At 43.1% G+C, this 23,355-nt stretch carries 21 protein-coding genes and 1 pseudogene; 15 read left to right on the plus strand and 7 right to left on the minus strand.

Annotated elements, in window-relative coordinates; translation table 11 throughout:
• Positions 1-322: 322 nt before the first annotated feature.
• Positions 323-1,327: a tryptophan--tRNA ligase gene (gene trpS / locus G470_RS0106230; protein WP_028274078.1), complete on the minus strand. Its 1,005-nt coding sequence runs from the start codon at positions 1,325-1,327 to the stop codon at positions 323-325.
• A 386-nt stretch (positions 1,328-1,713) separates the two neighbouring features.
• On the opposite strand from trpS, the gene spxA reads away from it, so the two are divergent.
• Positions 1,714-2,121, plus strand: coding sequence for a transcriptional regulator SpxA (gene spxA, locus G470_RS0106235; protein ID WP_028274079.1), 408 nt, complete (start codon positions 1,714-1,716; stop codon positions 2,119-2,121).
• A gap of 185 nt (positions 2,122-2,306) precedes the next feature.
• A complete protein-coding gene (locus G470_RS0106240; RefSeq protein ID WP_028274080.1) occupies positions 2,307-2,957 on the plus strand; it encodes an adaptor protein MecA in 651 nt (216 codons plus the stop codon).
• 79 nt (positions 2,958-3,036) lie between these two features.
• Here the strand turns inward: G470_RS0106240 and G470_RS0106245 are convergent, their stop codons facing one another.
• Positions 3,037-3,861: an undecaprenyl-diphosphate phosphatase gene (locus G470_RS0106245; protein ID WP_028274081.1), complete on the minus strand. Its 825-nt coding sequence runs from the start codon at positions 3,859-3,861 to the stop codon at positions 3,037-3,039.
• 236 nt (positions 3,862-4,097) lie between these two features.
• Here G470_RS0106245 and G470_RS0106250 point away from each other — a divergent pair, with 236 nt between their 5' ends.
• Together G470_RS0106250 and pepF are read left to right on the plus strand one after the other, a co-directional pair.
• The gene (locus G470_RS0106250) at positions 4,098-5,237 is read left to right on the plus strand and encodes a competence protein CoiA (protein WP_028274082.1); all 1,140 of its coding nucleotides are present in this window, start codon (positions 4,098-4,100) and stop codon (positions 5,235-5,237) included.
• Positions 5,238-5,324: 87 nt separating this feature from the next.
• Complete coding sequence (gene pepF / locus G470_RS0106255; RefSeq protein ID WP_028274083.1) at positions 5,325-7,136, plus strand: oligoendopeptidase F; 1,812 nt, start codon at positions 5,325-5,327, stop codon at positions 7,134-7,136.
• Positions 7,137-7,184: 48 nt separating this feature from the next.
• Here pepF and G470_RS12895 read toward each other — a convergent pair whose 3' ends face one another.
• Entirely contained in the window at positions 7,185-7,820 is a 636-nt protein-coding gene (locus tag G470_RS12895) for a DsbA family protein (RefSeq protein ID WP_051258468.1), read from the minus strand.
• Between the two features lie 207 nt (positions 7,821-8,027).
• Complete coding sequence (locus G470_RS0106265) at positions 8,028-8,603, minus strand: CYTH domain-containing protein (RefSeq protein WP_028274084.1); 576 nt, start codon at positions 8,601-8,603, stop codon at positions 8,028-8,030.
• A 179-nt stretch (positions 8,604-8,782) separates the two neighbouring features.
• Here G470_RS0106265 and yjbM point away from each other — a divergent pair, with 179 nt between their 5' ends.
• The 6 genes from yjbM to G470_RS0106295 are packed head-to-tail and all read left to right on the plus strand — an operon-like array spanning position 8,783 to position 13,855.
• The gene (gene yjbM / locus G470_RS0106270; protein ID WP_028274085.1) at positions 8,783-9,472 is read left to right on the plus strand and encodes a GTP diphosphokinase; all 690 of its coding nucleotides are present in this window, start codon (positions 8,783-8,785) and stop codon (positions 9,470-9,472) included.
• Positions 9,453-10,265, plus strand: coding sequence for an NAD kinase (locus G470_RS0106275; protein ID WP_028274086.1), 813 nt, complete (start codon positions 9,453-9,455; stop codon positions 10,263-10,265). Before yjbM ends, G470_RS0106275 begins: the two co-directional genes overlap by 20 nt.
• Positions 10,255-11,163, plus strand: coding sequence for an RluA family pseudouridine synthase (locus G470_RS0106280; protein WP_028274087.1), 909 nt, complete (start codon positions 10,255-10,257; stop codon positions 11,161-11,163). The genes G470_RS0106275 and G470_RS0106280 overlap by 11 nt, the downstream gene beginning before the upstream one ends.
• Positions 11,164-11,184: 21 nt before the next feature.
• Entirely contained in the window at positions 11,185-12,549 is a 1,365-nt protein-coding gene (gene mgtE / locus G470_RS0106285) for a magnesium transporter (protein WP_028274088.1), read from the plus strand.
• Positions 12,550-12,591: 42 nt separating this feature from the next.
• On the plus strand, positions 12,592-13,611 hold the full coding sequence (locus G470_RS0106290; protein WP_028274089.1) for a ComEC/Rec2 family competence protein: 1,020 nt from the start codon (positions 12,592-12,594) through the stop codon (positions 13,609-13,611).
• Entirely contained in the window at positions 13,595-13,855 is a 261-nt protein-coding gene (locus G470_RS0106295; protein ID WP_028274090.1) for a DUF3006 family protein, read from the plus strand. The genes G470_RS0106290 and G470_RS0106295 overlap by 17 nt, the downstream gene beginning before the upstream one ends.
• Before the next feature lie 43 nt (positions 13,856-13,898).
• Here G470_RS0106295 and G470_RS0106300 read toward each other — a convergent pair whose 3' ends face one another.
• Positions 13,899-14,333, minus strand: coding sequence for a GNAT family N-acetyltransferase (locus G470_RS0106300; protein WP_028274091.1), 435 nt, complete (start codon positions 14,331-14,333; stop codon positions 13,899-13,901).
• Positions 14,334-14,490: 157 nt separating this feature from the next.
• Here G470_RS0106300 and G470_RS0106305 point away from each other — a divergent pair, with 157 nt between their 5' ends.
• Positions 14,491-15,582, plus strand: coding sequence for an AI-2E family transporter (locus G470_RS0106305; RefSeq protein ID WP_169720328.1), 1,092 nt, complete (start codon positions 14,491-14,493; stop codon positions 15,580-15,582).
• Positions 15,583-15,671: 89 nt separating this feature from the next.
• Positions 15,672-17,276 (plus strand): peptide chain release factor 3, encoded by a 1,605-nt coding sequence (locus G470_RS0106310; RefSeq protein WP_028274093.1) that lies wholly within the window; start codon positions 15,672-15,674, stop codon positions 17,274-17,276.
• A gap of 60 nt (positions 17,277-17,336) precedes the next feature.
• Here G470_RS0106310 and G470_RS12900 read toward each other — a convergent pair whose 3' ends face one another.
• Positions 17,337-19,601, minus strand: a complete 2,265-nt coding sequence (locus G470_RS12900; protein WP_035445207.1) for an ATP-dependent Clp protease ATP-binding subunit — start codon at positions 19,599-19,601, stop codon at positions 17,337-17,339.
• A 361-nt stretch (positions 19,602-19,962) separates the two neighbouring features.
• Between G470_RS12900 and G470_RS0106320 the strand changes: the two genes are divergently transcribed.
• The 3 genes from G470_RS0106320 to G470_RS0106330 all read left to right on the plus strand — a co-directional run bounded on the left by G470_RS0106320 (position 19,963) and on the right by G470_RS0106330 (position 22,936).
• Positions 19,963-20,229, plus strand: a complete 267-nt coding sequence (locus G470_RS0106320; RefSeq protein WP_028274094.1) for a phosphocarrier protein HPr — start codon at positions 19,963-19,965, stop codon at positions 20,227-20,229.
• Positions 20,229-21,956: a phosphoenolpyruvate--protein phosphotransferase gene (gene ptsP / locus G470_RS0106325; RefSeq protein WP_028274095.1), complete on the plus strand. Its 1,728-nt coding sequence runs from the start codon at positions 20,229-20,231 to the stop codon at positions 21,954-21,956. The genes G470_RS0106320 and ptsP overlap by 1 nt, the downstream gene beginning before the upstream one ends.
• Positions 21,957-22,054: 98 nt before the next feature.
• Positions 22,055-22,936, plus strand: a complete 882-nt coding sequence (locus G470_RS0106330) for an NAD(P)-dependent oxidoreductase (protein WP_028274096.1) — start codon at positions 22,055-22,057, stop codon at positions 22,934-22,936.
• A 171-nt stretch (positions 22,937-23,107) separates the two neighbouring features.
• Here G470_RS0106330 and G470_RS14545 read toward each other — a convergent pair.
• Positions 23,108-23,355 (minus strand): annotated as a pseudogene (locus G470_RS14545) (IS30 family transposase); the annotation flags it as partial.

Raw genomic sequence — 23,355 nt, forward strand, 5'->3', positions numbered from 1 at the left:
TGGTATAATACGGCGTAGCTCTTTCCCATAGAAACATCTAATGCCAGTACATAGGTCATTTGGGTTCCTCTCTTTCTTCTTCACATTGAAAGACCCTCACTGCTTCATTTCGTATCCCATTTCCTTTACCCGGACTCATGGTCCCACATACTTAAACCTGATTGAGAAATGACAGTGAAGGAGCTCTGTTTTTGTTTCGGACTCGTGGTCCTCGAGAGCTTGTTCGAGCTTCCTTTCACCCTTACTATACTTCTATAAAAGAAAAAATAGTAGGCAGAAACCCCCGTCGAGGTTTCTACCTACTAATCTTAGTATGTTTTTCTTATCGTCTTTTTCTTCCAAGCCCAACAGCGTTTTGCATTTTTTTCAATGTTTTATTCGCACTTCTTCTCGCTTTTTCGGCTCCTTCATCCAAAATGTCGTCCAACTCTGAGGAGTTCATCAATTCATCGTGACGTTTTTGAATTGGTTCAAGCACTTGGATGATTGCTTCAGCCAAATCATTCTTGAACACCGCGTAACCGGTGGCCCGGTACCGTTCCACCAATGCATCGACAGATTCTCCTGAAAAAGCAGAGAAAATCGTCAATAAGTTGGAGATTGCCGGTTTTTCAGTTTCATCATATTCGATGATGCCGCTGGAATCTGTGACAGCACTGCGGATTTTTTTACGAATAACATTCGGCTCATCCAACATGGAGATGAAAGCTTTCTTGCTACTGTCTGATTTGCTCATCTTTTTAGTCGGTTCCTGAAGGCTCATGATGCGTCCGCCTTCTTTGGGAATATAAACTTCTGGTATAGTAAGTAGCTGATTTCCATTTCCGTAGCGGGAGTTGAACCGCTGCGCAAAATCACGTGTTAGCTCCAGATGTTGCTTTTGATCTTCTCCAACTGGCACAACATCGGTTTGATATAAGATGATGTCTGCCACCATTAAAGGAGGATATGTCAACAAACCAGCAGAAACTTGACTTTTCCCTTGTTTTGCGGATTTATCTTTAAATTGTGTCATACGCTCAAGTTCTCCGATTGAACTGTTGCATTGAACAATCCAAGCTGCTTCCGCATGAGCAGAAACTTCTGATTGGATAAAAATAGTGGCTTTGGACGGATCCAGGCCGACCGCCAAATACAAAGCGGCCAAACTGCGTGTCTGTTGACGCAATTTTAACCGTTCTTGAGGAACAGTGATTGCATGTTCGTCTACGATACAAAAGTAACTGTCGTATTGACTTTGCAATTCAACGAAATGCTTCATTGCTCCGATGTAGTTTCCAATAGTGGGTGTGCCACTAGGTTGAATACCAGAAAAAATTGTTTTCATAAGTTCAAGCACCTCTCTGTAATTAAGACCATCCTTATTATAATAGAAGAACCAAAAAAATAAAACTGAGTATCCATAATTGGGCAGAACCAGAAGGTGAGGAAAGAATTTGTGACATAAACAATGATGCAGATTGTAATAAGTATAAACTGATAAGAATTGCACGGAACGTCTAAACCGTTGGTACGAAGGCTTTTTTTGTTTTCTTATAAAAAATCATACGAATTTTTAACGAAAATAAAACAAATTTTGACATCTTTTTGACAAAAGGGGTAGAAATTCTTTTTGATTTACTATATAATGACATTTGTAAGCAATTGAAACGGCGAAAAAGTAAGACTTTCGTCTACCCATCATTCACAGATACGGAAAGGAGAGCAATACATATGGTAACGTTGTTTACTTCACCTAGCTGCACTTCCTGCCGCAAAGCGAAAGCATGGTTAGAGGAATATGAAATTCCTTATATGGAAAGAAACATTTTTTCCCAACCTTTGACAATTAATGAAATCAAAGCCATTATGAGAATGACGGAGGACGGGACAGAAGAAATCATCTCCACCCGATCCAAAGCATTCCAAGAATTAAATGTGGACTTGGAAGAGTTGTCCTTAAAAGAATTGTACGAGTTGATCCAAGAACAACCGGGCATTTTGCGTCGACCTATCATGATTGACGAAAAACGCATTCAAGTAGGATACAATGCGGATGAAATCCGTCGATTCCTTCCGCGTGAAGTACGTGCATTGGAATTGCAAAAAGCTCAAGCGATCGCTGGCTTCAGCTTGTCATAAGAAATGAATTGAAACAAAAAAGCAATCACTGCATGTCTCTTTTATGTGGTGGTTGCTTTTTCAGTTTCTAACAATAACTCACCAGCGGGAATCTTTGCCTTTACTTTTCTGGCCAATCCTATAAAATGAGTGTATATGTAAGGTAAGAAGCTCCACATACAGTGGCAGAAATGAGGTGCATGACCGTGGAAATGGAGCATATTAACGAAGACACCATTCGAGTGGTGATTGATAACAGTGATCTGGAAAAAAGAGGCATCACCTTTCTGGATTTACTCGGCAACCAAAAGCAAATTGAGAATTTCTTTTACAGTATTTTAGAAGAAGTAGACGTAGACGAAGAATTTCAAGAAACTGATGCAGTCACCTTCCAAGTCATGCCAAACAAAAATGGCTTAGAGTTATTCATCAGTAAAGGGGCCACATTCAGAGAAGATTTTCTGGATGCAGTCAATTCGCAGATGGACCTTTCGGCAACTGATATGGAAGAATTTTCAGAACAACTGAATGATGAAATGGATGAAGACAGCGATTCGTCAGTCAATGAACTTGTTCTCAGCTTTGAATCGTTTGAAGACATCATCTCGTTGGCTCAATCAGATTATTGGGAAAGCGAAGTTTCTCATCTTTATCGCTTCAATAAACAGTATTATCTCATGATTACGCAGTTGGAAGATGAGATGATTGCAAGAACGATTGAGGAAGAACGAGCGATCGCTTTAGAATTCGGGGAAAAAAGTGATGTTTCGGCAGACATTTTAGAAGAATATGGAAACAAGCTGATTGATTCTAACGCATTGGAAGTCATTCGACATCATTTTGCATCTATGGAATAAAAAAACCACCAAAACCGGTTTATTGCTGGTTTTGGTGGTTTTTTGGATTCTTTTTTTGGGTTGTGGATTATAAAATTGCTTACTTAAATGCCATGAAGTAAAGAAGCACAATTGCTCCCAAGGCAATGCGGTACCATCCGAATGCTTTGAAGTCGTTTCGCTGTAAGTATTTCAATAAGAACTTAATCGCTACAATAGAGACAAGGAAGGCAACAATCATCCCGACCGCTAACAAGATGATTTCTTCTCCGGTGAAATGAAAGCCAAATTTCACTATTTTCAAAAAACTTGCCCCAAACATAACAGGAATACTCATGAAAAAGGAGAAATCTGTGGCGACGATGCGATCCGTACCCAATAGAATACCGCCTAAAATGGTTGATCCGGAACGAGAAGTACCCGGAACCAAAGAAAGACATTGGAACAACCCGATTTGGAAAGCTTTTTTGTAAGTGAGTTCTGACATCGTTTCAGTTTCTGGTTTTTTGCCTTTATTGCGGTTTTCAATCACGATAAACAATATACCGTATACGACCAATGCGACAGCAACGACAAAGTAGTTCATCAGATGAGCTTCCATCCAGTCGTTCAACAACAGTCCCAACACGCCTGCGGGAATGACTCCGACAACTACGCGGAACCAAATGTTCCATGTTTCTTTTTTTTCGGACTCTGTTTTTGAGGGCGAAAAAGGATTGAGTTTATGGAAATAAAGGACGACTACAGCCATGATGGCGCCCAGTTGGATAACAACAAGGAACAAATCCCAGAAGTCCCTACTGACATTTAGAGTGATGAACTCTTCTACTAAAATCATATGTCCTGTACTGCTGATGGGCAGCCATTCGGTAATTCCTTCCACAATTCCTAAGAAAACAACTTTCAAAATTTCAATAATAAACATCGTGACACTCCTGACTTTTTTCTCAATCACAACTTGTTAGGTACATAATATTGACAGCGGTTAAAACAAAAATGGCTTTTCACATTTCATAAAATCCCTATATGTACACAACCAGAACGCAGTATACCACACCCCCCGGCGATGCAAAATGTTTTTAAAGAGCCAATATGGTTTTAGCGGACGTAAAAAATAATAATAAAGGGAAAACGCGTATCTTACTTATGGAGGTGAGATGCATGTTGATGGCATTAGATCAAAGCAATAATTATGTGAGTGCATCATCAATAGATATCAATAAAGGAAAATACGTCTGTCCCGGGTGCGGGGCTCCTGTCTATTTGAAGAAAGGAACCATTCGAGTACCTCACTTTTCGCACTACAAACAGAGTGACTGCCGTGTTTTTTCAGAAGGAGAGACGGAAGAACACCTGGAAGGAAAACAACTGCTGTATGACTGGTTGACTATTTCGGGAATTTCGGTCCAGATGGAGGCGTATATACCTGAACTTAAACAACGTCCTGATTTATTGTGCTGGATGCAGGACGGGACTCCTTTAGCCGTTGAATTTCAATGCAGCCGACTGTCGATGGAAAGAATGTTGGAGCGTACGGAAGGTTATGAGGAAAAAGGATACTTTGTCTTATGGATTCTCGGAAAAAACTTTTTCTTGAACAAACGCTTATCTCCGTTTCAAAAACTGTTTCTTACTGAGGCACATGCACAAAATATTTTGTTTTTTCAATTGGATGTCAGAAAAAAAGAACTTAGTATCGCGTATGACTTTTCCTTCCACCCAAAAAGCACTCGAACTTGTTATCGAAAGAGGGCATTGTCTTTAACAGAACCGTTGCATGAGCAAGCACAGGTATTTTACCAGATAAAAGCGAAAAGAAGAGAACCGCGCCCGACAAATCTCCTTTTGATGCAAGAGAATTTGTATCAAAAAAGGAACTATAGAGACAAAGAAGTTGTCCGCTTTCTTCACGAAATTTACGAAGAAGGCGACAATTTGATTTCACTCCCGGTTGAAACATATCTGCCGGTTAAAACGGAGTGGATGATAGAATCATTATCGTTTAGATGGAAATACGCTCTGCTGAGGTGGTGGCAAAACAAGGAAGTCGGATCAGTGGTTCATCAAGAAGAAGTTGAACAAACAATCAAGGAACTGCAACAAGCAGGCCGATTAAAGTTTTGTCTTAGTCCTATGATAAACGAAAAAACTTTCCACACACCAATCCAGGAATATGTCCAATTGTTGTGTCAAAGGGGGTTGTTGGCAGCCGTCTCTTCAACAGAATGGGTGGTTTTATCTTATCCGCATCGATGCCGGAGCGAAGAGGAAAAGAGAATGAAGCTCCTTGAGTTGTCATAAAACTACTGCAAACCATACTCTCTCTTTCTTTTTAAATATGGATTATGCTATCATGAGAAGGTGATGAAAATATGAGGAGGTTCTATAATGGCAACTGCAAAACAATTACCAAAAAGAGATGAAATCCCTGAAGAATTAACATGGGATTTGACGGTCATCTTTCCATCTGATGAAGCGTTTGAATCAGCGTATCAAGAAGTGGAAAAAGATATTGAAACGGTTAAACAATATGAAGGCCGTTTAAATGAAGACGCCGGTGCATTTAAGGAGGCGTTGGAATCCATTTTAGAAACTTCCCGACGGTTGGAAAATGTGTATGTCTATGCCCACTTGAAAAACGACCAAGATACATCCAACTCTACTTATCAGGCTATGTATGACCGGGCGCAAATGTTGGCGACCAAAGCGGCTGAGGCCATTTCTTGGTTTGAACCGGAAGTTCTTTCTTTGGAACCGGCACAACTGTCCGGCTATTTCTCAGAAAATGAAGAATTAAAACAATACGCGCACTACATTGAGCGATTGACCGCAAACAGAGAGCACGTTCTTTCCGCTGAAATGGAAGCTTTGCTTGCAGGAGCGAGCGATATTTTCTCCGCTTCCAGCCGGACGTTTAGTGTGTTGAATAATGCGGATATCCAATTCCCGGTGGTGAAAGATGAGAATGGAGAAGACGTGCAGCTTTCTCACGGTGTATACGGGCAATTGATGGAGAGCACCAACAGGGAAGTGCGAGAGTCTGCCTTTAAAAATTTATATAAAGTATACGGTGATTTGAAAAACACGTTTGCCAGCACACTGCAAGGAAATGTACGTTACCACAACTATAGTGCGAAGGTACATAACTACACGTCTGCGCGCGCTCAAGCATTGGCAGCAAACCACATTCCGGAATCCGTGCACGAAACATTGATTCAAGTAGTGAATGAACACCTGCCTTCATTCCATCGTTACATGGCTCTGCGCAAGAAACTCTTGAATGTGGACCAACTGCATATGTACGACTTGTATAATCCGCTTACCGGAGAAGCCAGCTTAAAATACTCTTATGAAGAAGCGAAAGAAGAAACATTGAAAGGCTTGGCGCCGCTTGGAACAGAATACAAAGAAGTTTTGGAATCAGCTTTCAGTGACCGGTGGATTGATGTGGTCGAAAACACAGGAAAGAGAAGTGGGGCATATTCCTCGGGTGCCTATGATACGAATCCGTACATCCTTCTGAACTGGCACGGTTCATTGAACCATCTGTATACGTTGGTCCATGAACTGGGGCATAGTGTCCACAGTTATTTTACCCGCACCAATCAACCGTATGTCTATGGAGATTATTCCATCTTCTTGGCAGAAATTGCATCCACAACAAATGAAAATATTTTGACGGACTATTTATTGAAACATACAACAGATCCAAAAGACCGTGCGTACGTGTTGAACCATTATTTGGATGGGTTTAAAGGAACGGTATTCCGTCAAACACAATTTGCTGAATTCGAGCACTTTATGCACGAAGAAGCAGCAAAAGGAACTCCGCTCACTGCAGACTTCTTAAGCACCAGTTACGCAGAGTTGAATGCGAAATACTACGGGTCTTCTGTGGAACGCGATCCAGAAATTGCGTTGGAGTGGGCACGAATCCCGCATTTCTACTACAACTATTATGTCTATCAATATGCGACTGGATTTTGTGCAGCTACAGCATTGGCGGATGAGATTGTGAATGAAGAAGAGGGGGCATTGGACCGTTACCTCACATATTTGAAGTCAGGAAACAGTGATTTCCCAATTGAAGTGATGAAAAAAGCTGGTGTGGACATGACACAGAAAGAATATCTGGAAAGAGCGATGAAGGTGTTTGAATCCAGACTGGATGAATTGGAAAGCTTGATTCAAGAAATGTAGTTTAGAGCAAAAAAGAGAGCCGGAAACGGCTCTCTTTTTGTCTATAGGTTAAACAAATTGGAAATGGTATTTTTTCTTGGCTTCTCTTGCTTCTTCTGAAGCAGTCTGTTCTGCTTCACACAGTCCGTGGAGCAACTGTTTGTTGACGACAGAATCAATCATGTATCCTGATTCTTTGTCGGAGTTCAAGTAAATCACACAAGAAGGGGTGTCTTGGATGTTCATCTCGCGCGCCAATTTTTGATCGGACAGGAAAGCTGATTTTGACCATTCACTGTCCAAGTCTTCTTGGAACATTTCCATATCAAGTCCGATGTCTTCAGCGATCTTTTCAAACAAGTTCAACGTAACTGGTTGTTTTTGGCCGATGACAGCTTCCTGGAGAGCTAAAAGGAAGGTTCTTCCCATTTTCTTTCCTTGCATAGAAGCTGCTGCAAATCCCAAACAAGCTCGATAAGAATCAGTGTACATTTGGTTCCGCAATTCTAGACCTGCGCCTTTGATGTTTTCTTCTTCCAGTTGTTTAGAAATCGTTTGGAAGTTCAAGAAAGGGACAAAACGGACACGGACTTTTTCATTCCGTTCTTTTGCGAATTCTGCAATTGTTTTCTCAGACTGGTAGCAAGTACGCCCGAGAGGATTGACAAACAGATAAATTTCAATAAGCATTTTTTGAGTTTTCATTAAAACATTCACCTAAGTATCTTTTATTTTTGTTGAGTGTTGATAGTGAGTCCTAAATTTCTTTACTTTGTTAGCTTATCAAATAAATGTTTAGATTTGTATTGAGGCAACTCAGAAAAAGAATATTTTTTGAACAAATGTAACATTTTTGCCACAAATGGTTAAAAATTGCTCTCCTCACTCATTAGACAAATGTTTAGAAACGCTTTATTTTCGTGAATTAAACGCACGACGAATTTTATTTGGGGTAGGTCTTTTTGGTATGGAAAATTGAGTGAGCAAAGAATCAAAGAACCGTTTTCCGGTGGTTGAATCGGTCACTTCCAACTCCAATTCAAAGTCAACTTCTTCATTATACGTACTTTTGTCCAAAACAAGCAAGCCATCTGCAAGTTGTTTTTCGAAGCGGAGGGTCGTCAGTGTGGTGATGGGCATCAACGTCTCTTCCTTGATAGCAAGTTCTGCAAGTTTGACCGCTACATCACCAAGCGGAATGAATTTCTGTTTTTGAATCATGTTAAGTGCAGCTTCTTTGGACAATGGCTCGGTAGATTCCAACAGATGGGACCCATAGGGAGTTTTCAAGGTCATTTCAGCGGTTTGCGGCAGAACACGGATTCTTAACGCAGAATGCCGCTCTTTTAATTGCATATCCGACGTGTCATAATAATGATTTTCTTGCACCCAACATTGGTTTTCGGAAGCTTGAAAGTGGGACATTAAACGGGTATACTCCTGTTCAGTCAAAAGGTTTTTAAATTCGATTTCTACTTCTTTGCTCATCGATGTTTCCTCCATAAAAGTATTGTGTGTTTCAACGAATATTCCAAGCATTATACATAAGGAATACTGATTTCGCACAGAATGTGTTAAGATAGTTTTGTATGCAATCAAGAGATTCGCCAACTGCTCCTCCATAAGAGTAAAAAAAAGAGGCCGAATAGTAAAGAGGTAGATAAAAAATGAGACAAGAATGGGATCTTTTTTTAGCGCCATACTCCCAAGCCGTAGATGAACTGAAAGTGAAACTTCGAGGAATTCGGAAACAATACCAACAGGAAAACGAACATGTTCCCATAGAATTTGTCACAGGTAGAGTGAAGCCAGTTGACAGCATTCTTAATAAGGCGGAACTGCGTGAAATTCCGTTGGAGCGGTTGGAGTCTGATATGGAAGACATTGCCGGGCTGCGTATCATGTGTCAGTTTGTAGAAGACATTTATCAAGTGGTTGAGTTGCTCCGGAAACGCAATGATTTGGAAATCGTAGTTGAGAAAGACTACATTACGAACAAAAAGCCCAGCGGATATCGGTCTTACCATTTGGTTTGCCAGTATCCTGTCCAGTTGACACATGAAGAAAAGAAAATATTAGTGGAAATTCAAATCCGTACACTGTCCATGAACTTTTGGGCAACGATTGAACATTCATTGAATTATAAATACCAAGGGGAATACCCTGAAGAGATTCGCCAAAGACTGCAAAAAACGGCGGAGTCCGCTTTTCAATTAGATGAAGAGATGTCTAAAATCCGAGAGGAAATCAAAGAAGCGCAGAGAATTTTTTCTTATGATAAAAGACAAGAGCAGAAAAAGGGGCGTTCTAAGAGATCCTTTTGGGAGGCAGAGAATAATGAGAATTGGGGTCGTTAACAACCAAACTGAACAATCTTTGAAATTGATTCCCAAATTGCGGATGTTGTGTTTGGAAAACAATTTGATTTTGGACAACAAGCGCCCGGACGTAGTAGTATCCATCGGTGGGGATGGCACACTTCTTTCGGCCTTTCACCGTTATGCCCACATGTTGGAGTCCGTACGCTTCGTTGGGATTCATACCGGCCACCTAGGTTTTTATACCGATTGGCGCGAATACAATTTGGAAGAACTGGTTGACAGTTTGGTAAATGATAACGGAGAGAGCATCAGCTACCCATTGTTGGATGTGGAAGTGAATTACACAGATGAAAAGGAAAGTTTGCGTTACTTGGCTTTAAATGAATCAGCTATCAAACGAGTAGACGGGACACTTGTGTGTGACGTATATATTCGAGATGAATACTTCGAGCGGTTTCGTGGAGACGGGATGTGTGTATCCACTCCTACCGGATCAACAGGGTATAACAAGTCCCTGGGCGGAGCGGTGTTGCATCCGCGTCTGGAAGCTTTACAGTTGACTGAAATTGCATCACTGAACAACCGCATTTTTCGGACACTGAGTTCTCCTTTGGTGATTGCCCCGGATGAATGGATCCGTCTCAAACCAAAAGAAACCGACAGCTTCATTATGTCTCTCGATCAACTGACCTCCAATGAGGAAAATGTGGAAGATATCCGGTTCAGGATCGCGAAAGAACGGATTCATTTTGCCCGGTACAAGCATACGCACTTTTGGAATAGAGTCGAGGATGCGTTTATAGGAGCGAAGAATAAGAATGAAGATTGAATGGATACATGAGAGTGAGAGGGAATTGGAACTCAAATCTCTTTTGAAAGAAAAAGGATTTTCCAAAAAGCTGCTTGCGAAGATAAAGTTTCAAGGCGGCATGTTGGAAGTAAATCAAACAGAAGTAACGGTACGGGCACGTGTTAAAAGCGGTGACCGTGTATGTGTGACCCTGCCCCCTGAAGAGGGCAATGACTACTTGACACCGGACCACACTCCTATTGACGTGCTCTATGAAGATCCTCATGTATTGTTGATCGATAAACCGGTGGGTGTCATCTCCGTGCCTTCTCCTGCGCACAAAGAAGGCACGATGGCCAACCGCGTAAAAGGGTACATTCAGAGAATGGGATACGAACACCAGGGGGTACACGTGGTAACACGTTTAGACCGCGATACTTCCGGTGTGATGCTGTTTGCAAAACATTCGATGGCCCACTCTCTGCTGGACGTTCAGTTGCGTGCAAAACAAATACAGAAAATGTATGCGGCTTTGTTGGAAGGAGTCTGGACGGGAGAAGCCCACGGGTTGCTGGATATGCCGATCGCCCGGTCAGAAGAGTCCATTATCTTAAGAAAAGTGGCTCCAGGAGGCAAAACGGCTTTAACGGAATATTGGGTAAAGGAACGTTTTCCGGATGCAACGTTGATGGAGATTCAACTTCACACCGGTCGTACCCATCAAATCAGGGTTCACTTTTCCCATCTCGGCTACCCATTGGTGGGAGACGATTTGTATGGAGATCCTCCAGAGGCGATGCGTTTTGAAAGACAGGCGCTGCATTGTGCCTCTGTATCGTTTATGCATCCTTTTTATGATAAGCCGTTACAGGTGCGTTCCCCACTTCCATCTGACATACAGCAGCTTTTAAGAGCGCAACAAGTAATTACGAGATGATTGAGAGAGAGGTCAACAAACATGAACATGCAAGAATTCAACCTTGAATACAACTTGAATCGAGTCAAAACGTTCCTTGAACGAGGAGAACTGCAGAGGTTTCGCGATTACTTCCTTTCGTTGCATACCCGGGACCAAGCATCCCTTTTTGTGGAATTGGAAGAAGAAGAAAGGCAAGTTGTCTATCAGTTCCTTTCGCCACAAGAAGCTGCTGATATGTTTGACAGCCTGGAAGAAGACCAAGAAGATGTGGAAGATTTCTTTCTCGAAATGAATCCGCAATATGCGGCGGATTTGTTGGAAAGAATGTACGCCGACAATGCAGTGGCGTTGTTAGGGAATTTGGACAAAGATCACATCCAGCAACTGTTAAGTCATATGGAACCTGAATCTGCTTCGAATCTGAGGAAAATGCTTCAGTATGAAAAAGAAACAGCGGGATCCATCATGACCAAGGAGTACATTGCCTTGAATGCGCGGATGACTATCGGCGAAACGTTGGCCAGTTTAAAGCATACAGCCCTTGGTGCAGAAACCATCTACTACTTGTATGTGGTGGATGAGCAAAACCACCTGATGGGAGTCGTCTCGCTCCGTGACATCGTGACGCAAGAAGACGAAGAACTCATCAGCAATGTGATGAACACCAATGTCATCTCAGTCAGTGTATTTGACGACCAGGAAGACGTGGCGCAACTCATCAGCGACTACGATTTCTTGGCGCTTCCGGTCATTGACGAAGCAGGCAGGCTTTCAGGAATCATTACGGTTGATGATATCATCGACGTCATTGAAGACGAAGCAGCCAGTGACTACTCGGGGTTGGCGGCGGTTGACGTGGAAGAACGGACAACCAATCCGATTCAAGCAGCGGCCAGCAGACTACCATGGCTGATTACGTTGCTTTTCCTTGGAATAGGCACATCTACTTTAATCAGTTATTTTGAAGTGTTAGTGAGTCAGGCCGCTGTGTTGGCAGTTTTTATTTCATTAATTACAGGGACGGCGGGGAACGCGGGCACTCAATCACTGGCGGTCGCAATCCGTCGGTTGGGTGAACGCGATCAAGGCAATAGGTCCTTGGGCAAAATGGTATTGAATGAGTTGGCCACAGGGGTGGTCACAGGCACAATCGCAGGAATCGTTGTATTTTTCATCGTCGGTCTTTGGCAGCAAAATTTCATTTTAGGATTTATTGTAGCGGTGGCGCTGTTTTTTGCGGTCATTATGGCGAATATGGCTGGAAGTTTTATTCCGCTGGTTATTGAAAAAATGGGGTTTGATCCCGCAGTTGCCAGTGGTCCGTTTATCACCACGTTGAGTGATTTGACGAGTGTATTTATCTATTTTTCCATCGCAACGTTATTTTTACCTTATCTAAATTAAGAACAGCGGAAAATCCCGCGAGACAATGAGGAAGACAACTTTATGGCAAGAAGAAGGAAGTTAACAAAAAAACAACGAGAAACGCGGAATAAATGGATTTTGCGACTGGTTTCCGTGTTGCTTGCTTTCTTGATCGGGCTGTCATTTGGCAAAGGGGGAGAAGGTACAAATTTTTCAGAAACCTTCTCCAATTGGCGTGAGCAACTGTTGTCTGTTGCCAAGCGTGGGGAGAGACCATTTAGTTTGAAGAAAACCGGGCCACAGGAAGCGGCTGTCCGCTTTTTGGATGTGGGTCAAGGTTCCGCCACGCTATTGCAATCAGAAGATGGAACAAATATTCTGGTGGATACAGGACGCTACGATGATGGGGAAAAAAGAATTCTCCAATACCTCGATCAACACATCGGAACCGGTGGACAAATTAACTTACTGATATTTACGCATAACGATGCCGATCATATTGGATACGGAGAACTGATTCTTCAATACTACGACGTTGAAGAGGTATGGATGAATGGCGTAGATACCACCACCCAGACGTATGAGCGTGTGTTGGATGCCATTTTGGACTCTGATGCTGAATATACAGAACCCCGAGCCGGGGATGTCAAAGAGTTAGGTGGATTTTACATTGAAGTACTTCATCCTGACCCAGAAACAATGACTCAGGATACGAATGAAGAATCCCTAGTCACCCGAATCAAAATCAATGGTGTATCGGTTATGATTTCAGGAGACGCGTCATCGGATGTGGAAAACAAGATAGTGGAAAACGGAATGGGAGTTGAATCGGAGGTGATGGTGATGGGGCATCACGGATCAACTTACAGTTCAGGTGGCGACTGGATTGAACAAGTAAACCCCAAATTGGCCGTCTACTCAGCAGGAGCAAACAACCCGTACGAACACCCACATGTAGAAACGTTGGAACGATTCCGAAACCGTGGCATTCCAGTTTATGGCACAAGTGCGCATGGGACAATCACACTTCGTATAAAAGAAAATGGGAGTTATTCCATCGAATTGGAAAGAGAGGGAGATACACATGCGCGTAGTGCTTGAAGCAGTGGAAGACACGACTGCTCGGCTTATTCCGGATGACGGAACTGCGCCGGTGTATATACGGACGGACCATCTGCCGAAAGGATATAAACTTGGTGCGGTTTATGAGTATCAACTCCTAGAAGGTATTCCCCATTTGACAATGTTGGAAGAAGAGACACGCGAAAGACGAGAGCGCATCAAAAGCAAACGGGAAGCACTCTTATCCCGGTCAAGTAAAAATAAAAAAAGAAAACAAAAATAGACGCCGGTTCACATTCAGTGAAACCTGCGTCTGTTTTTTGCGTTTAATCAATGATCCGGTACATGAAATGATGAGGGATTCCAGCATCTAAAAAGCCTTCCCCCTCCACAATGTACCTATTTTTTTCGTAAAACGGAATGGCATGATCCTGTGAATCCAAAATGAGTTTTTTTCCGCCCTGTTTTTTGGCATATCGAAAGATTTCATCCAACAATTGGTTTCCAATCCCACTTTTACGCGTCTCTTTACGGACAGCCACCCGCTGCACTTTAAAGGTTTGCGGAAACTTTTCGTAAAGACGGGCCGTGGCTACAGGCTGTTGATTTTTGTATCCCACCACGTGGATTGTTTTACTTTCCAATTCGTCTACCTCCAGGTGAGGGGGGACGTTCTGTTCGTGAATAAATACATCTTTTCTAATCTCCAAGGCATCTTCATAAATCTTTGAATGCACATCAGTTGTCCAGCGAAACTCCACTTCAATGCCCTCCATTCCAAATAAATATGCTGTTAGCGTAGCACCAAACTCTTTTGCCGTCAATTCCTTCTTGGGTAGAACTTGTCTTTCATATTTTTTACCATTCCAGTATACTGATAAAGATGAGAATTTTTTATAGAAATGAGGAATGGCTTGCGTGCAAGAATGGAAAAAATCAAAATTGCTGTTTTGGACCGTCTGGTTACTCGCTGCAGCTCTTTTGATACAAACATTGATGAAAATCGATTTTATTCTTAACCCTGTTATTGGTATATTAACGGCTCTTTCCACCCCTCTCTTAATTGCTGGTTTTCTTTACTATTTGCTCAACCCAATTATTGAGATATTGCAGAAAGCGAGGCTCAAACGCATTTATGGCATCGTACTGGTGATGCTGTTATTGGTCAGTTTGGTAGTATTGGCTTTTCTGTGGGGAATCCCTGTTTTGATCGAACAGACAGGACTTCTTATTTCAGGCATCCCTGGTTTTATTGACCGGTTGAATTCATTGGCGCAGCGTATTGCTGAAGAGCCATGGATGCAAAATGTGGATTACGAGACCATCCTTCTTGAAGTAGAAGCGTGGTTAAGCAGAGTAGGGTCGACTGTTTTGAACCGCCTTGCAACGGGTGTTGGGGAAATGATTTCCCGGATAACGAACATTGCCTTTCTGGCGATTACTGTTCCGGTAATTTTGTTTTATATTTTTAAAGATGGGCATAAGTTTCCCACAAATGCTTCCCGCATATTTCCAGAAAAGTACCAGAATGACGTGAAAAACTTATTGATAAAGGTGAACGAAACCATCTCAAGTTATATTAGCGGAAAAGGGATGGCTTCTTTGATTGTCGGAGTCAGCCTATTTATCGGATACGTCTTGTTTTCCTTCCCGGCATCTTTATTGTTGGCATTTTTTGGAGGCATCACCAATTTCATCCCTTATGTTGGTCCGTTTATTGGAGCAGCACCTGCAGTATTGATTGGGTTTTCTGAATCGTTTGGAAAGGGTGTGACCGCAGCGTTATTGGTGTTGGTTGTGCAACAAGTAGATGGAAACTTTTTGACGCCTATGTTCGTAGGAAAATCTTTGGATATCCACCCGCTGACTGTCATACTGATTTTGTTGGCAGCGGCAAATATCGGCGGCTTGGTTGGGATGCTGATTGGAGTACCGGTGTATGCCATCGTCAAAACCATTGTGCTTCACATCATTCAGATGCGTCAGAAGTGGACATCGAAGAAGGTTTAAAAGCCATTCCATCTGTGATATAATTCTTTAGTTAAACTTAGAGTCAGTAGGATTAGAAAACAAACCATAAAAATTGAGGGTAATAAAAAATGAAACAACCGATAGATAATCATAGTACAAAATTAAAAAAAGAAGTGGACACAAGAAGAACGTTCGCGATTATTTCTCACCCGGACGCTGGTAAGACGACCATTACCGAGCAGTTGCTGCTTTTTGGTGGAGCGATTCGGCAGGCAGGGACCGTAAAAGGGAAGAAGTCAGGGAAATTTGCAAAATCCGACTGGATGGAAATCGAAAAACAACGTGGGATTTCAGTGACCAGTTCGGTGTTGCAGTTCGACTACAGTGGAAAGCGAATCAATATCTTGGATACTCCAGGGCATAAAGACTTTTCGGAAGATACGTATCGGACATTGATGGCCGTTGATAGTGCCGTGATGGTCGTAGACAGTTCCAAAGGGATTGAGGAACAAACCAAAAAACTTTTCCAAGTGTGTCGAATGCGTGGAATTCCCATTTTCACCTTTATGAATAAACTCGATCGAGACGGAAGAGATCCGTTGGATTTGATTGCAGAATTGGAAGAAGTGTTGGAAATTGACGCCTATCCAATGAACTGGCCTATGGGAATGGGGAAAGGGTTGATGGGACTGTACGATGTCTATAACAACCGCATCGAAGTCCACCGTCCTGAAGAAAACAGTCTTGATGGAGAGCGGTTTGTTCCGTTGAATGAAGACGGTGAAATTGAAGGTGACCATCCGATCAAGCAATCCTCTGTCTATGAACAAGCGATGGAAGAAGCGCTCCTGTTAAAAGAAGCGGGCAACGAATTTTCGAGAGAAGCAATCGCAGCTGGAGAATTGACACCAGTTTTCTTTGGTTCTGCATTGACCAACTTTGGTGTCCAAACATTCCTGGAAGCTTTTGTGGATTTTGCCCCTGCTCCGTCCGCACATAAGAGTGTAGAAGGAGAGGACATTGAACCGCATAACGAAACATTTTCTGGTTTTATCTTTAAAATTCAAGCGAATATGAACCCTGCCCACCGTGACCGAATTGCATTCCTGCGTATTTGTTCTGGTGAGTTTGACCGTGGAATTGACGTTACGTTGGCACGCACCGGAAAAAGTATCCGGTTGTCCAACTCAACACAGTTCATGGCAGAAGAACGTGAAACGGTGCAAAAAGCTGTTGCCGGGGATATTATCGGGTTATACGATACTGGCACATTCCAGATTGGGGATACCATCCATGAAGGAAAGAATGAAATTCAGTTTGAGCCGCTTCCGCAGTTCACTCCAGAAATGTTCATGCGGGTGGAAGCCAAAAACGTGATGAAACAAAAATCGTTCCATAAAGGAATCCAACAGTTGGTGCAGGAAGGAACGATCCAAATGTACAAGGGATACCATACGGAAGATTATATTATTGGAGCTGTCGGACAATTGCAGTTTGAAGTGTTCCAATACCGGATGTTGAATGAATACAATTCGGAAATCAATATGACTCCTATGGGGAACCGCATTGCGCGTTGGATCGATCCGGACGTGTTGGACATCAACATGGCTTCTTCTAGAAACTTATTGGTCCGAGATCGATTTGATAATCCTTTGTTCTTGTTCGAGAACGAATTTGCTTTACGCTGGTTTAACGACAAATATCCAGATGTAGAACTTCAAACACTATTATAATAAAAAAGCTCGTTCCCGCCTGTAATGGGGGAAACGAGCTTTTTATTTTGAACAGATGAATTATTCTGTTTCTTCTGTCGTGTTATCGGTTGATTCTGAAGGCGTCTCGCTGTCGGCGTCCATTAGATCGCCGTTTTTCTTAATGACAATGTCGTTGTTTTCATTGACAGTTGCTTTCATATGAGAGACTTTCGGGTGAGTCAAGTAGTACTCTGCGATTTTATCTTCAATTTGTTCTTCAATCACACGACGTAGTGGTCGGGCTCCCATGTCAGGATCGTAACCCAAGTCCACTAGTTTTTCTTTTGCTTTTTGATCTACTTCAATGGACACATCTCGTTCTTTCAGCAAGTCGTTCACTTCACCGATCATCAAGTCAACGATTTTCAGCAAATCGGCTTTGGACAAGGGCTTGAACTCGACAATGCCGTCAAAACGGTTCAAGAATTCGGGTCTGAAATAATCAATAAGGTTGTTCAAGACAGAATGCTGCGTGCCGCTCATTTGAGCGCCGAAGCCTACGTTGGCTTCCACATTTCCGGTTCCTGCGTTACTGGTCATGATAATAATCGTTTCTTGGAAGTTGACGGTACGTCCTTGGGCATCTGTCAAGTGCCCGTCGTCCAATACTTGCAGGAAGATGTTTAGTACATCCGGGTGTGCTTTTTCTACTTCATCCACTAAGATGAGGCTGTAGGGATTCCGGCGTACTTTTTCTGTGAGCTGACCGGCTTCTTCATATCCTACATAACCAGGAGGAGAACCAATCAGTTTCGACGTAGTGTGTTTTTCCATATATTCACTCATGTCCAAACGGATATAAGCGTCTTTGCTTCCAAACATTTCCAGAGCCAAAGCTTTGGCTGTCTCTGTTTTACCGACACCGGTAGGACCAACAAAGAGGAAGGAGCCGATTGGGCGGTTTTTCTTCTTCAGACCAATGCGGTTACGGCGGATGGCGCGTGCCACTTTTTCCAACGCCTCATCTTGGCCGATGACGGATTTTTTCAATTCTTTATCCAGATCACGCAATTGTTGTTGTTCTTTTTCTTTCAAGTCTCCCACTGGGATGCCTGTCTGAATTTCAATGATGTTGACAATGTCTTGTTCAGTTACTTCCGGTTGATCTGCTTCAGGCTGCTGTTGCTTCAGCATATTTTGGAATTTTGAAACTTGGTCGCGGTAGAATGCCGCTTGTTCGTAATCTTCTTTTTCCAACGCTTCTTGTTTCTTTTGTTCTGCTTCCGCAATTTTTTTGTTAACAGAATCCTTATCAATGGTTTGAATGGTCAAGTTTTTCTTCGATCCGGATTCATCCAGCAAATCAATTGCTTTGTCTGGCAGGAAACGGTCCTGAATATAGCGGTGAGACAATTCGACTGCTGCTCGGACAGCTTTGTCGGAGTATTTCACTTGATGATAATCTTCATAGTATTTCTGGATACCTTTGAGAATTTCATACGTTTGTTCTGGTGTAGGCTGGTTTACACGCACAGGTTGCAAGCGACGTTCCAGAGCCGGGTCTTTTTCTATCCGACGGTATTCATTTAACGTGGTGGCGCCGACCAACTGCAATTCGCCGCGTGCCAAGGCAGGTTTCAGAATATTTCCGGCATCCATGCTGCTTCCTTCTGCAGAACCGGCGCCGACAATTTCATGGACCTCGTCAATAAACAAAATGACGTTGCGGTCTTCACGCAGTTCGTTGATCAATTGGTGCATGCGTTCTTCGAATTGGCCGCGGATCCCCGTTCCTTGTACCAATGAAGCAACATCCAAGCGGATAACTTCTTTTTCGAGCAGTTTTTGCGGAACCTCGCCTTGGACAATTTTTAGAGCTAAGCCTTCCACGACTGCTGTTTTCCCAACACCGGCTTCACCAATCAGCACGGGATTGTTTTTTTGTCGGCGGTTCAATATCTCTATGACACGCTCAATTTCTCTGTCGCGGCCAATAATTGGATCGATTTTTCCTTCTCGAGCCAGTTCATTCAAATTGACGCCGTACTCGCCGAGCAGTCCTCCGCGACGACCTCTGCCAGCAGGGGGTTGCCCACCGGTGTAACCTTGCTGGGTAGGAGGGGTTTGCTGCCTGTAATTATTCGGGGTGCCTCCGCCCATAGCGCCCATAGCTCTGAACAAGTCATCAAAACTGCCAAAACCAAATGGGTCTTGAGGACGCTCGTTTCTCATGAAACCACCCTCTTGTTGATTTTTTATTTCTCGATAACATTGTTGACAAAGATCGACTTGTCTTTTTTGACCGTTTACATTGGTGTACAAATGAATCGTTGATTCACGTTGTCTGCATCGTTGACAAATCATCACTTCACTACCTTTCTTTAGTTGAAAATCAAACGTATCCTATCTAATATTATAGGAAAAAACAAAGAGAAACTCTATCAATTCGATTGGAGTTTGACCAACTTTGACTTTTGTATATTCATTATACTCTGACCTTATTTGACTTTCAAGAGTTGGGAAAAAGTTTTTTAAGGTTTCCTTTTTGCGAAAACCGTTTTCGAAAGAAAAAGAGTTGTGAAAACGATGTAAAGATGGTACTCTTGATAAGTAGGAAAGTTTGACTCATGTTTCTTTTGTCCTTGAATAGAATGGAAGAGGACAATAAAAAGGATACGTAAACAAACTTTCGAAAATTATATCACTCTTAAAGGAGCGTTTTTAAATGGAAAAAAGAGAATATCACATCATTGCTGAAACAGGAATCCATGCTCGTCCAGCTACATTGTTGGTTCAAACTGCGAGCAAATTCAATTCTGATATTACGTTGGAATACAACGGAAAATCTGTAAACTTGAAATCAATCATGGGAGTTATGTCTTTGGGTGTCGGCCAAGGAGCAGATGTAACAATTACTGTTGACGGAGCTGACGAAGAAGAAGCAATCCAAGCCATCGAAGAAACCATGAAGAAAGAAGGAATGGCTGAATAATGACTGAACGTGTGTCGGGAATTGCCGCAAGTGATGGAATTGCAGTAGCAAAAGCTTACTTGTTGATTGAACCAGATTTGTCCTTTAAAAAAGAGACCATCTCGGATACAAATGCAGAAAAAGAACGATTCACAACAGCCATTGAAAAGGCGATAGGCGAATTGCAAGCTATTCGCGCCAAAGCCGCTGAATCGCTCGGAGAAGAAGCACAAGTCTTCGATGCGCATATCATGGTGTTATCTGATCCAGAGATGATTGGGACAATTGAGAATGCAATCGAAAATGACAAGAAAAACGCCGAGACAGCTTTGCAAGAAGCAACGGACATGTTCATTGGAATGTTTGAATCCATGGAAGACAATCCGTATATGCAAGAACGTGCAGCGGACATCCGGGATGTCCGCAAACGCGTCTTGTCTCATTTGTTGGGCGTTAAGTTGCCAGATCCTGCATCCATCGATGAAGAAGTAATCATTGTTGCAAAAGATTTAACTCCAAGTGACACTGCTCAACTGAATAAACAGTATGTAAAAGCATTTGTTACAGATATTGGAGGTCGAACATCTCATTCTGCCATTATGGCGCGTTCATTGGAGATTCCAGCAATTGTGGGGACAAACTCCATCACGGAAAAAGTCGCTGAAGGCGATTTGTTGATTGTGGACGGAATGGAAGGGACTGTTCTCATTCACCCTGAAGAAACAGACATCTCTGCATATGAGAAAAAAGCGCAGGCCTTCGCTTCTCAAAAAGAAGAATGGCAGCGCTTGATAAACGAAAAAACGGTCACAAAAGACGGTGTTCACGTCGAATTGGCCGCAAATATCGGTACACCGAAAGATTTGGAAGGTGCTCTTGGAAACGGTGCGGAAGCAATCGGATTGTACCGTACCGAGTTCTTGTACATGGATTCAGCGGAACTTCCGACTGAAGAAGAACAGTACAATGCATACAAAGAAGTTCTTGAAGGAATGGAAGGCAAACCTGTTGTCGTCCGTACGATGGATATCGGAGGGGACAAAGAGCTTCCATATTTGGAACTGCCGGAAGAGATGAACCCGTTCTTGGGTTACCGAGCCATCCGTGTCAGCTTGGATAAGGATGAAATATTCCGTACGCAGTTGCGTGCACTGCTCCGTGCATCTGTTCACGGACCGCTGCGCATCATGTTCCCAATGATTGCCACATTGCAAGAATTCAGGGAAGCAAAAGCGGTTTTTGAAGAAGAAAAAGAGAAATTGACGGGCGAAGGCGTGAAAGTCGCGGACGATATTCAAGTGGGAATCATGATTGAAATCCCTGCGGCTGCTGTGTTGGCGGACCAATTTGCCAAAGAAGTGGATTTCTTCAGTATCGGCACCAACGACCTGATTCAATACACAATGGCTGCTGACCGGATGAACGAAAGAGTTTCGTATCTGTACCAGCCGTACAACCCATCCATCTTACGCTTAATCAAGTTTGTGATTGATTCGGCTCACAAAGAAGGAAAATGGGCTGGAATGTGTGGAGAGATGGCCGGCGACCAGACAGCTGTTCCGATTCTTTTAGGAATGGGGCTTGACGAGTTTTCCATGAGTGCTACAAGCATTCTGAAAACGCGCAGCTTGTTGTCTGAATTGACAACTGATGATATGAAGGAATTGGCTGAAAAAGCTGTCACAGAATGCCAAACGGCTGAAGAAGTCGTTGGGTTGGTTGAACGCAGCCTGAATAAAACAACTTAAAGAACCATGCAAAAGAACTTGAGAACTTTCTCAAGTTCTTTTGCGTACCGTCTTCTTGAAAATGCAGGACAAAAAACGATGAGGAAGGGGATTAGGTAATGGACAAAACAATAGGTTTTATTGGAACTGGTGTAATGGGCTCCTCAATTGTACGGCACTTGCTCAGAAGCGGTTATACGGTAAATGTTTACAATCGAACCAAAAGTAAAACCGATGACCTGGTCAGAAGAGGCGCCATTTGGTGGGATACTCCGGCAGATGTGACAAAGCACAGCGACGTCATTTTTACGATGGTCGGATTCCCCTCGGATGTGGAGGAAGTCTATTTTGACGAGTACGGTATTTTTGAAGCTGGGAAAAATGGACAAGTTGTGGTCGATTTGACGACCAGTACCCCCACGCTTGCTCAACGGATAGATAAAGAAGCCGTATCTAAAGGGATGCTCGCATTGGATGCTCCAGTCTCTGGTGGGGACTTAGGTGCCCAAAAAGGGACGTTGACCGTGATGGTTGGCGGGAGCCAAGAAGCGCACGAGCAAATTAAGCCCCTGTTTGATACCTTCTCTAGTGCCGCGGAGTTGCAAGGTCCTGCCGGAAGTGGTCAACATACAAAAATGGCCAATCAAATCATGATTGCCGGAACTATGACCGGCATGACAGAGATGCTTGTTTATGCGGACGCAGCTGGTTTGGATCTTAAGAAAGTAATTCATACATTAAATGCCGGCGCTGCCCAAAACTGGTCTTTGGCCAACTATGCGCTGCGAATTCTTAAACAAGACTATTCCCCTGGTTTTTTCGTGAAGCATTTTCTGAAAGACTTGAAAATCGCACTGGATGAAGCCGAAAAACTTTCGCTCGATTTGCCGGCGACCAAACAGGCGAAACAGTTGTATGAACAATTGCAAGAAAAGGGCCATGGAGACGACGGCACGCAGGCCTTAATAAAGCTGTGGTGGCCGGAAGGGAAACGGTCGTAAAGAAAACACAGGAAAGAGGAAGTTTCCTTCTTCTTTCCTGTGTATTTTTTGCTTGTTCAAAGGAAATGAAGAAAAAAACTACGTAAATTTCAAGTTTAAGTTAGCCACCCCCACCGAGGGAAAACGTGGCCATACCTAATCGGTATATTGCTGTCTGTTTTGGCTCTTGGTTTAGGCTGCCGCCTGTTCCTGCCGGATGGCCTTCACGAAGCAATCGTGTGGCGTCTGGTAGGCTAGGATTTTCCGCGGATAGTCATTCATCCACTGCTGGATCCGGAGGCAGTGGGCTTCGCTCACCGCGCTGATGGCTTTTCCCTTCGGGAGGAAGCGGCGGATGAGCCGGTGCTGGTTCTCGCTGGTCCCGCGTTCCCAGGAGCAGTAGGGATGGCTGAAATAGACGTCCACCACGTTCTGAAGCG

This window comes from Atopococcus tabaci DSM 17538, from assembly GCF_000429585.1.
GTDB lineage: Bacteria > Bacillota > Bacilli > Lactobacillales > Carnobacteriaceae_A > Atopococcus > Atopococcus tabaci.

What these genes read in the sequence shown, in the direction of transcription:
- G470_RS0106330 (WP_028274096.1), top strand. Translation starts at nt 22,055, where the DNA reads ATGGACAAAACAATAGGTTTTATTGGAACTGGTGTAATGGGCTCCTCA.
- G470_RS0106295 (WP_028274090.1), top strand. Translation starts at nt 13,595, where the DNA reads ATGCGCGTAGTGCTTGAAGCAGTGGAAGACACGACTGCTCGGCTTATT.
- G470_RS0106320 (WP_028274094.1), top strand. Translation starts at nt 19,963, where the DNA reads ATGGAAAAAAGAGAATATCACATCATTGCTGAAACAGGAATCCATGCT.
- spxA (WP_028274079.1), top strand. Translation starts at nt 1,714, where the DNA reads ATGGTAACGTTGTTTACTTCACCTAGCTGCACTTCCTGCCGCAAAGCG.
- G470_RS0106265 (WP_028274084.1), bottom strand. Translation starts at nt 8,603, where the DNA reads ATGAGCAAAGAAGTAGAAATCGAATTTAAAAACCTTTTGACTGAACAG.
- G470_RS0106275 (WP_028274086.1), top strand. Translation starts at nt 9,453, where the DNA reads ATGAGAATTGGGGTCGTTAACAACCAAACTGAACAATCTTTGAAATTG.
- G470_RS0106290 (WP_028274089.1), top strand. Translation starts at nt 12,592, where the DNA reads ATGGCAAGAAGAAGGAAGTTAACAAAAAAACAACGAGAAACGCGGAAT.
- G470_RS12900 (WP_035445207.1), bottom strand. Translation starts at nt 19,601, where the DNA reads ATGATTTGTCAACGATGCAGACAACGTGAATCAACGATTCATTTGTAC.
- ptsP (WP_028274095.1), top strand. Translation starts at nt 20,229, where the DNA reads ATGACTGAACGTGTGTCGGGAATTGCCGCAAGTGATGGAATTGCAGTA.
- trpS (WP_028274078.1), bottom strand. Translation starts at nt 1,327, where the DNA reads ATGAAAACAATTTTTTCTGGTATTCAACCTAGTGGCACACCCACTATT.
- G470_RS0106250 (WP_028274082.1), top strand. Translation starts at nt 4,098, where the DNA reads ATGTTGATGGCATTAGATCAAAGCAATAATTATGTGAGTGCATCATCA.
- yjbM (WP_028274085.1), top strand. Translation starts at nt 8,783, where the DNA reads ATGAGACAAGAATGGGATCTTTTTTTAGCGCCATACTCCCAAGCCGTA.
- G470_RS0106310 (WP_028274093.1), top strand. Translation starts at nt 15,672, where the DNA reads ATGAAACAACCGATAGATAATCATAGTACAAAATTAAAAAAAGAAGTG.
- mgtE (WP_028274088.1), top strand. Translation starts at nt 11,185, where the DNA reads ATGAACATGCAAGAATTCAACCTTGAATACAACTTGAATCGAGTCAAA.
- G470_RS0106245 (WP_028274081.1), bottom strand. Translation starts at nt 3,861, where the DNA reads ATGTTTATTATTGAAATTTTGAAAGTTGTTTTCTTAGGAATTGTGGAA.
- G470_RS12895 (WP_051258468.1), bottom strand. Translation starts at nt 7,820, where the DNA reads ATGAAAACTCAAAAAATGCTTATTGAAATTTATCTGTTTGTCAATCCT.
- pepF (WP_028274083.1), top strand. Translation starts at nt 5,325, where the DNA reads ATGGCAACTGCAAAACAATTACCAAAAAGAGATGAAATCCCTGAAGAA.
- G470_RS0106280 (WP_028274087.1), top strand. Translation starts at nt 10,255, where the DNA reads ATGAAGATTGAATGGATACATGAGAGTGAGAGGGAATTGGAACTCAAA.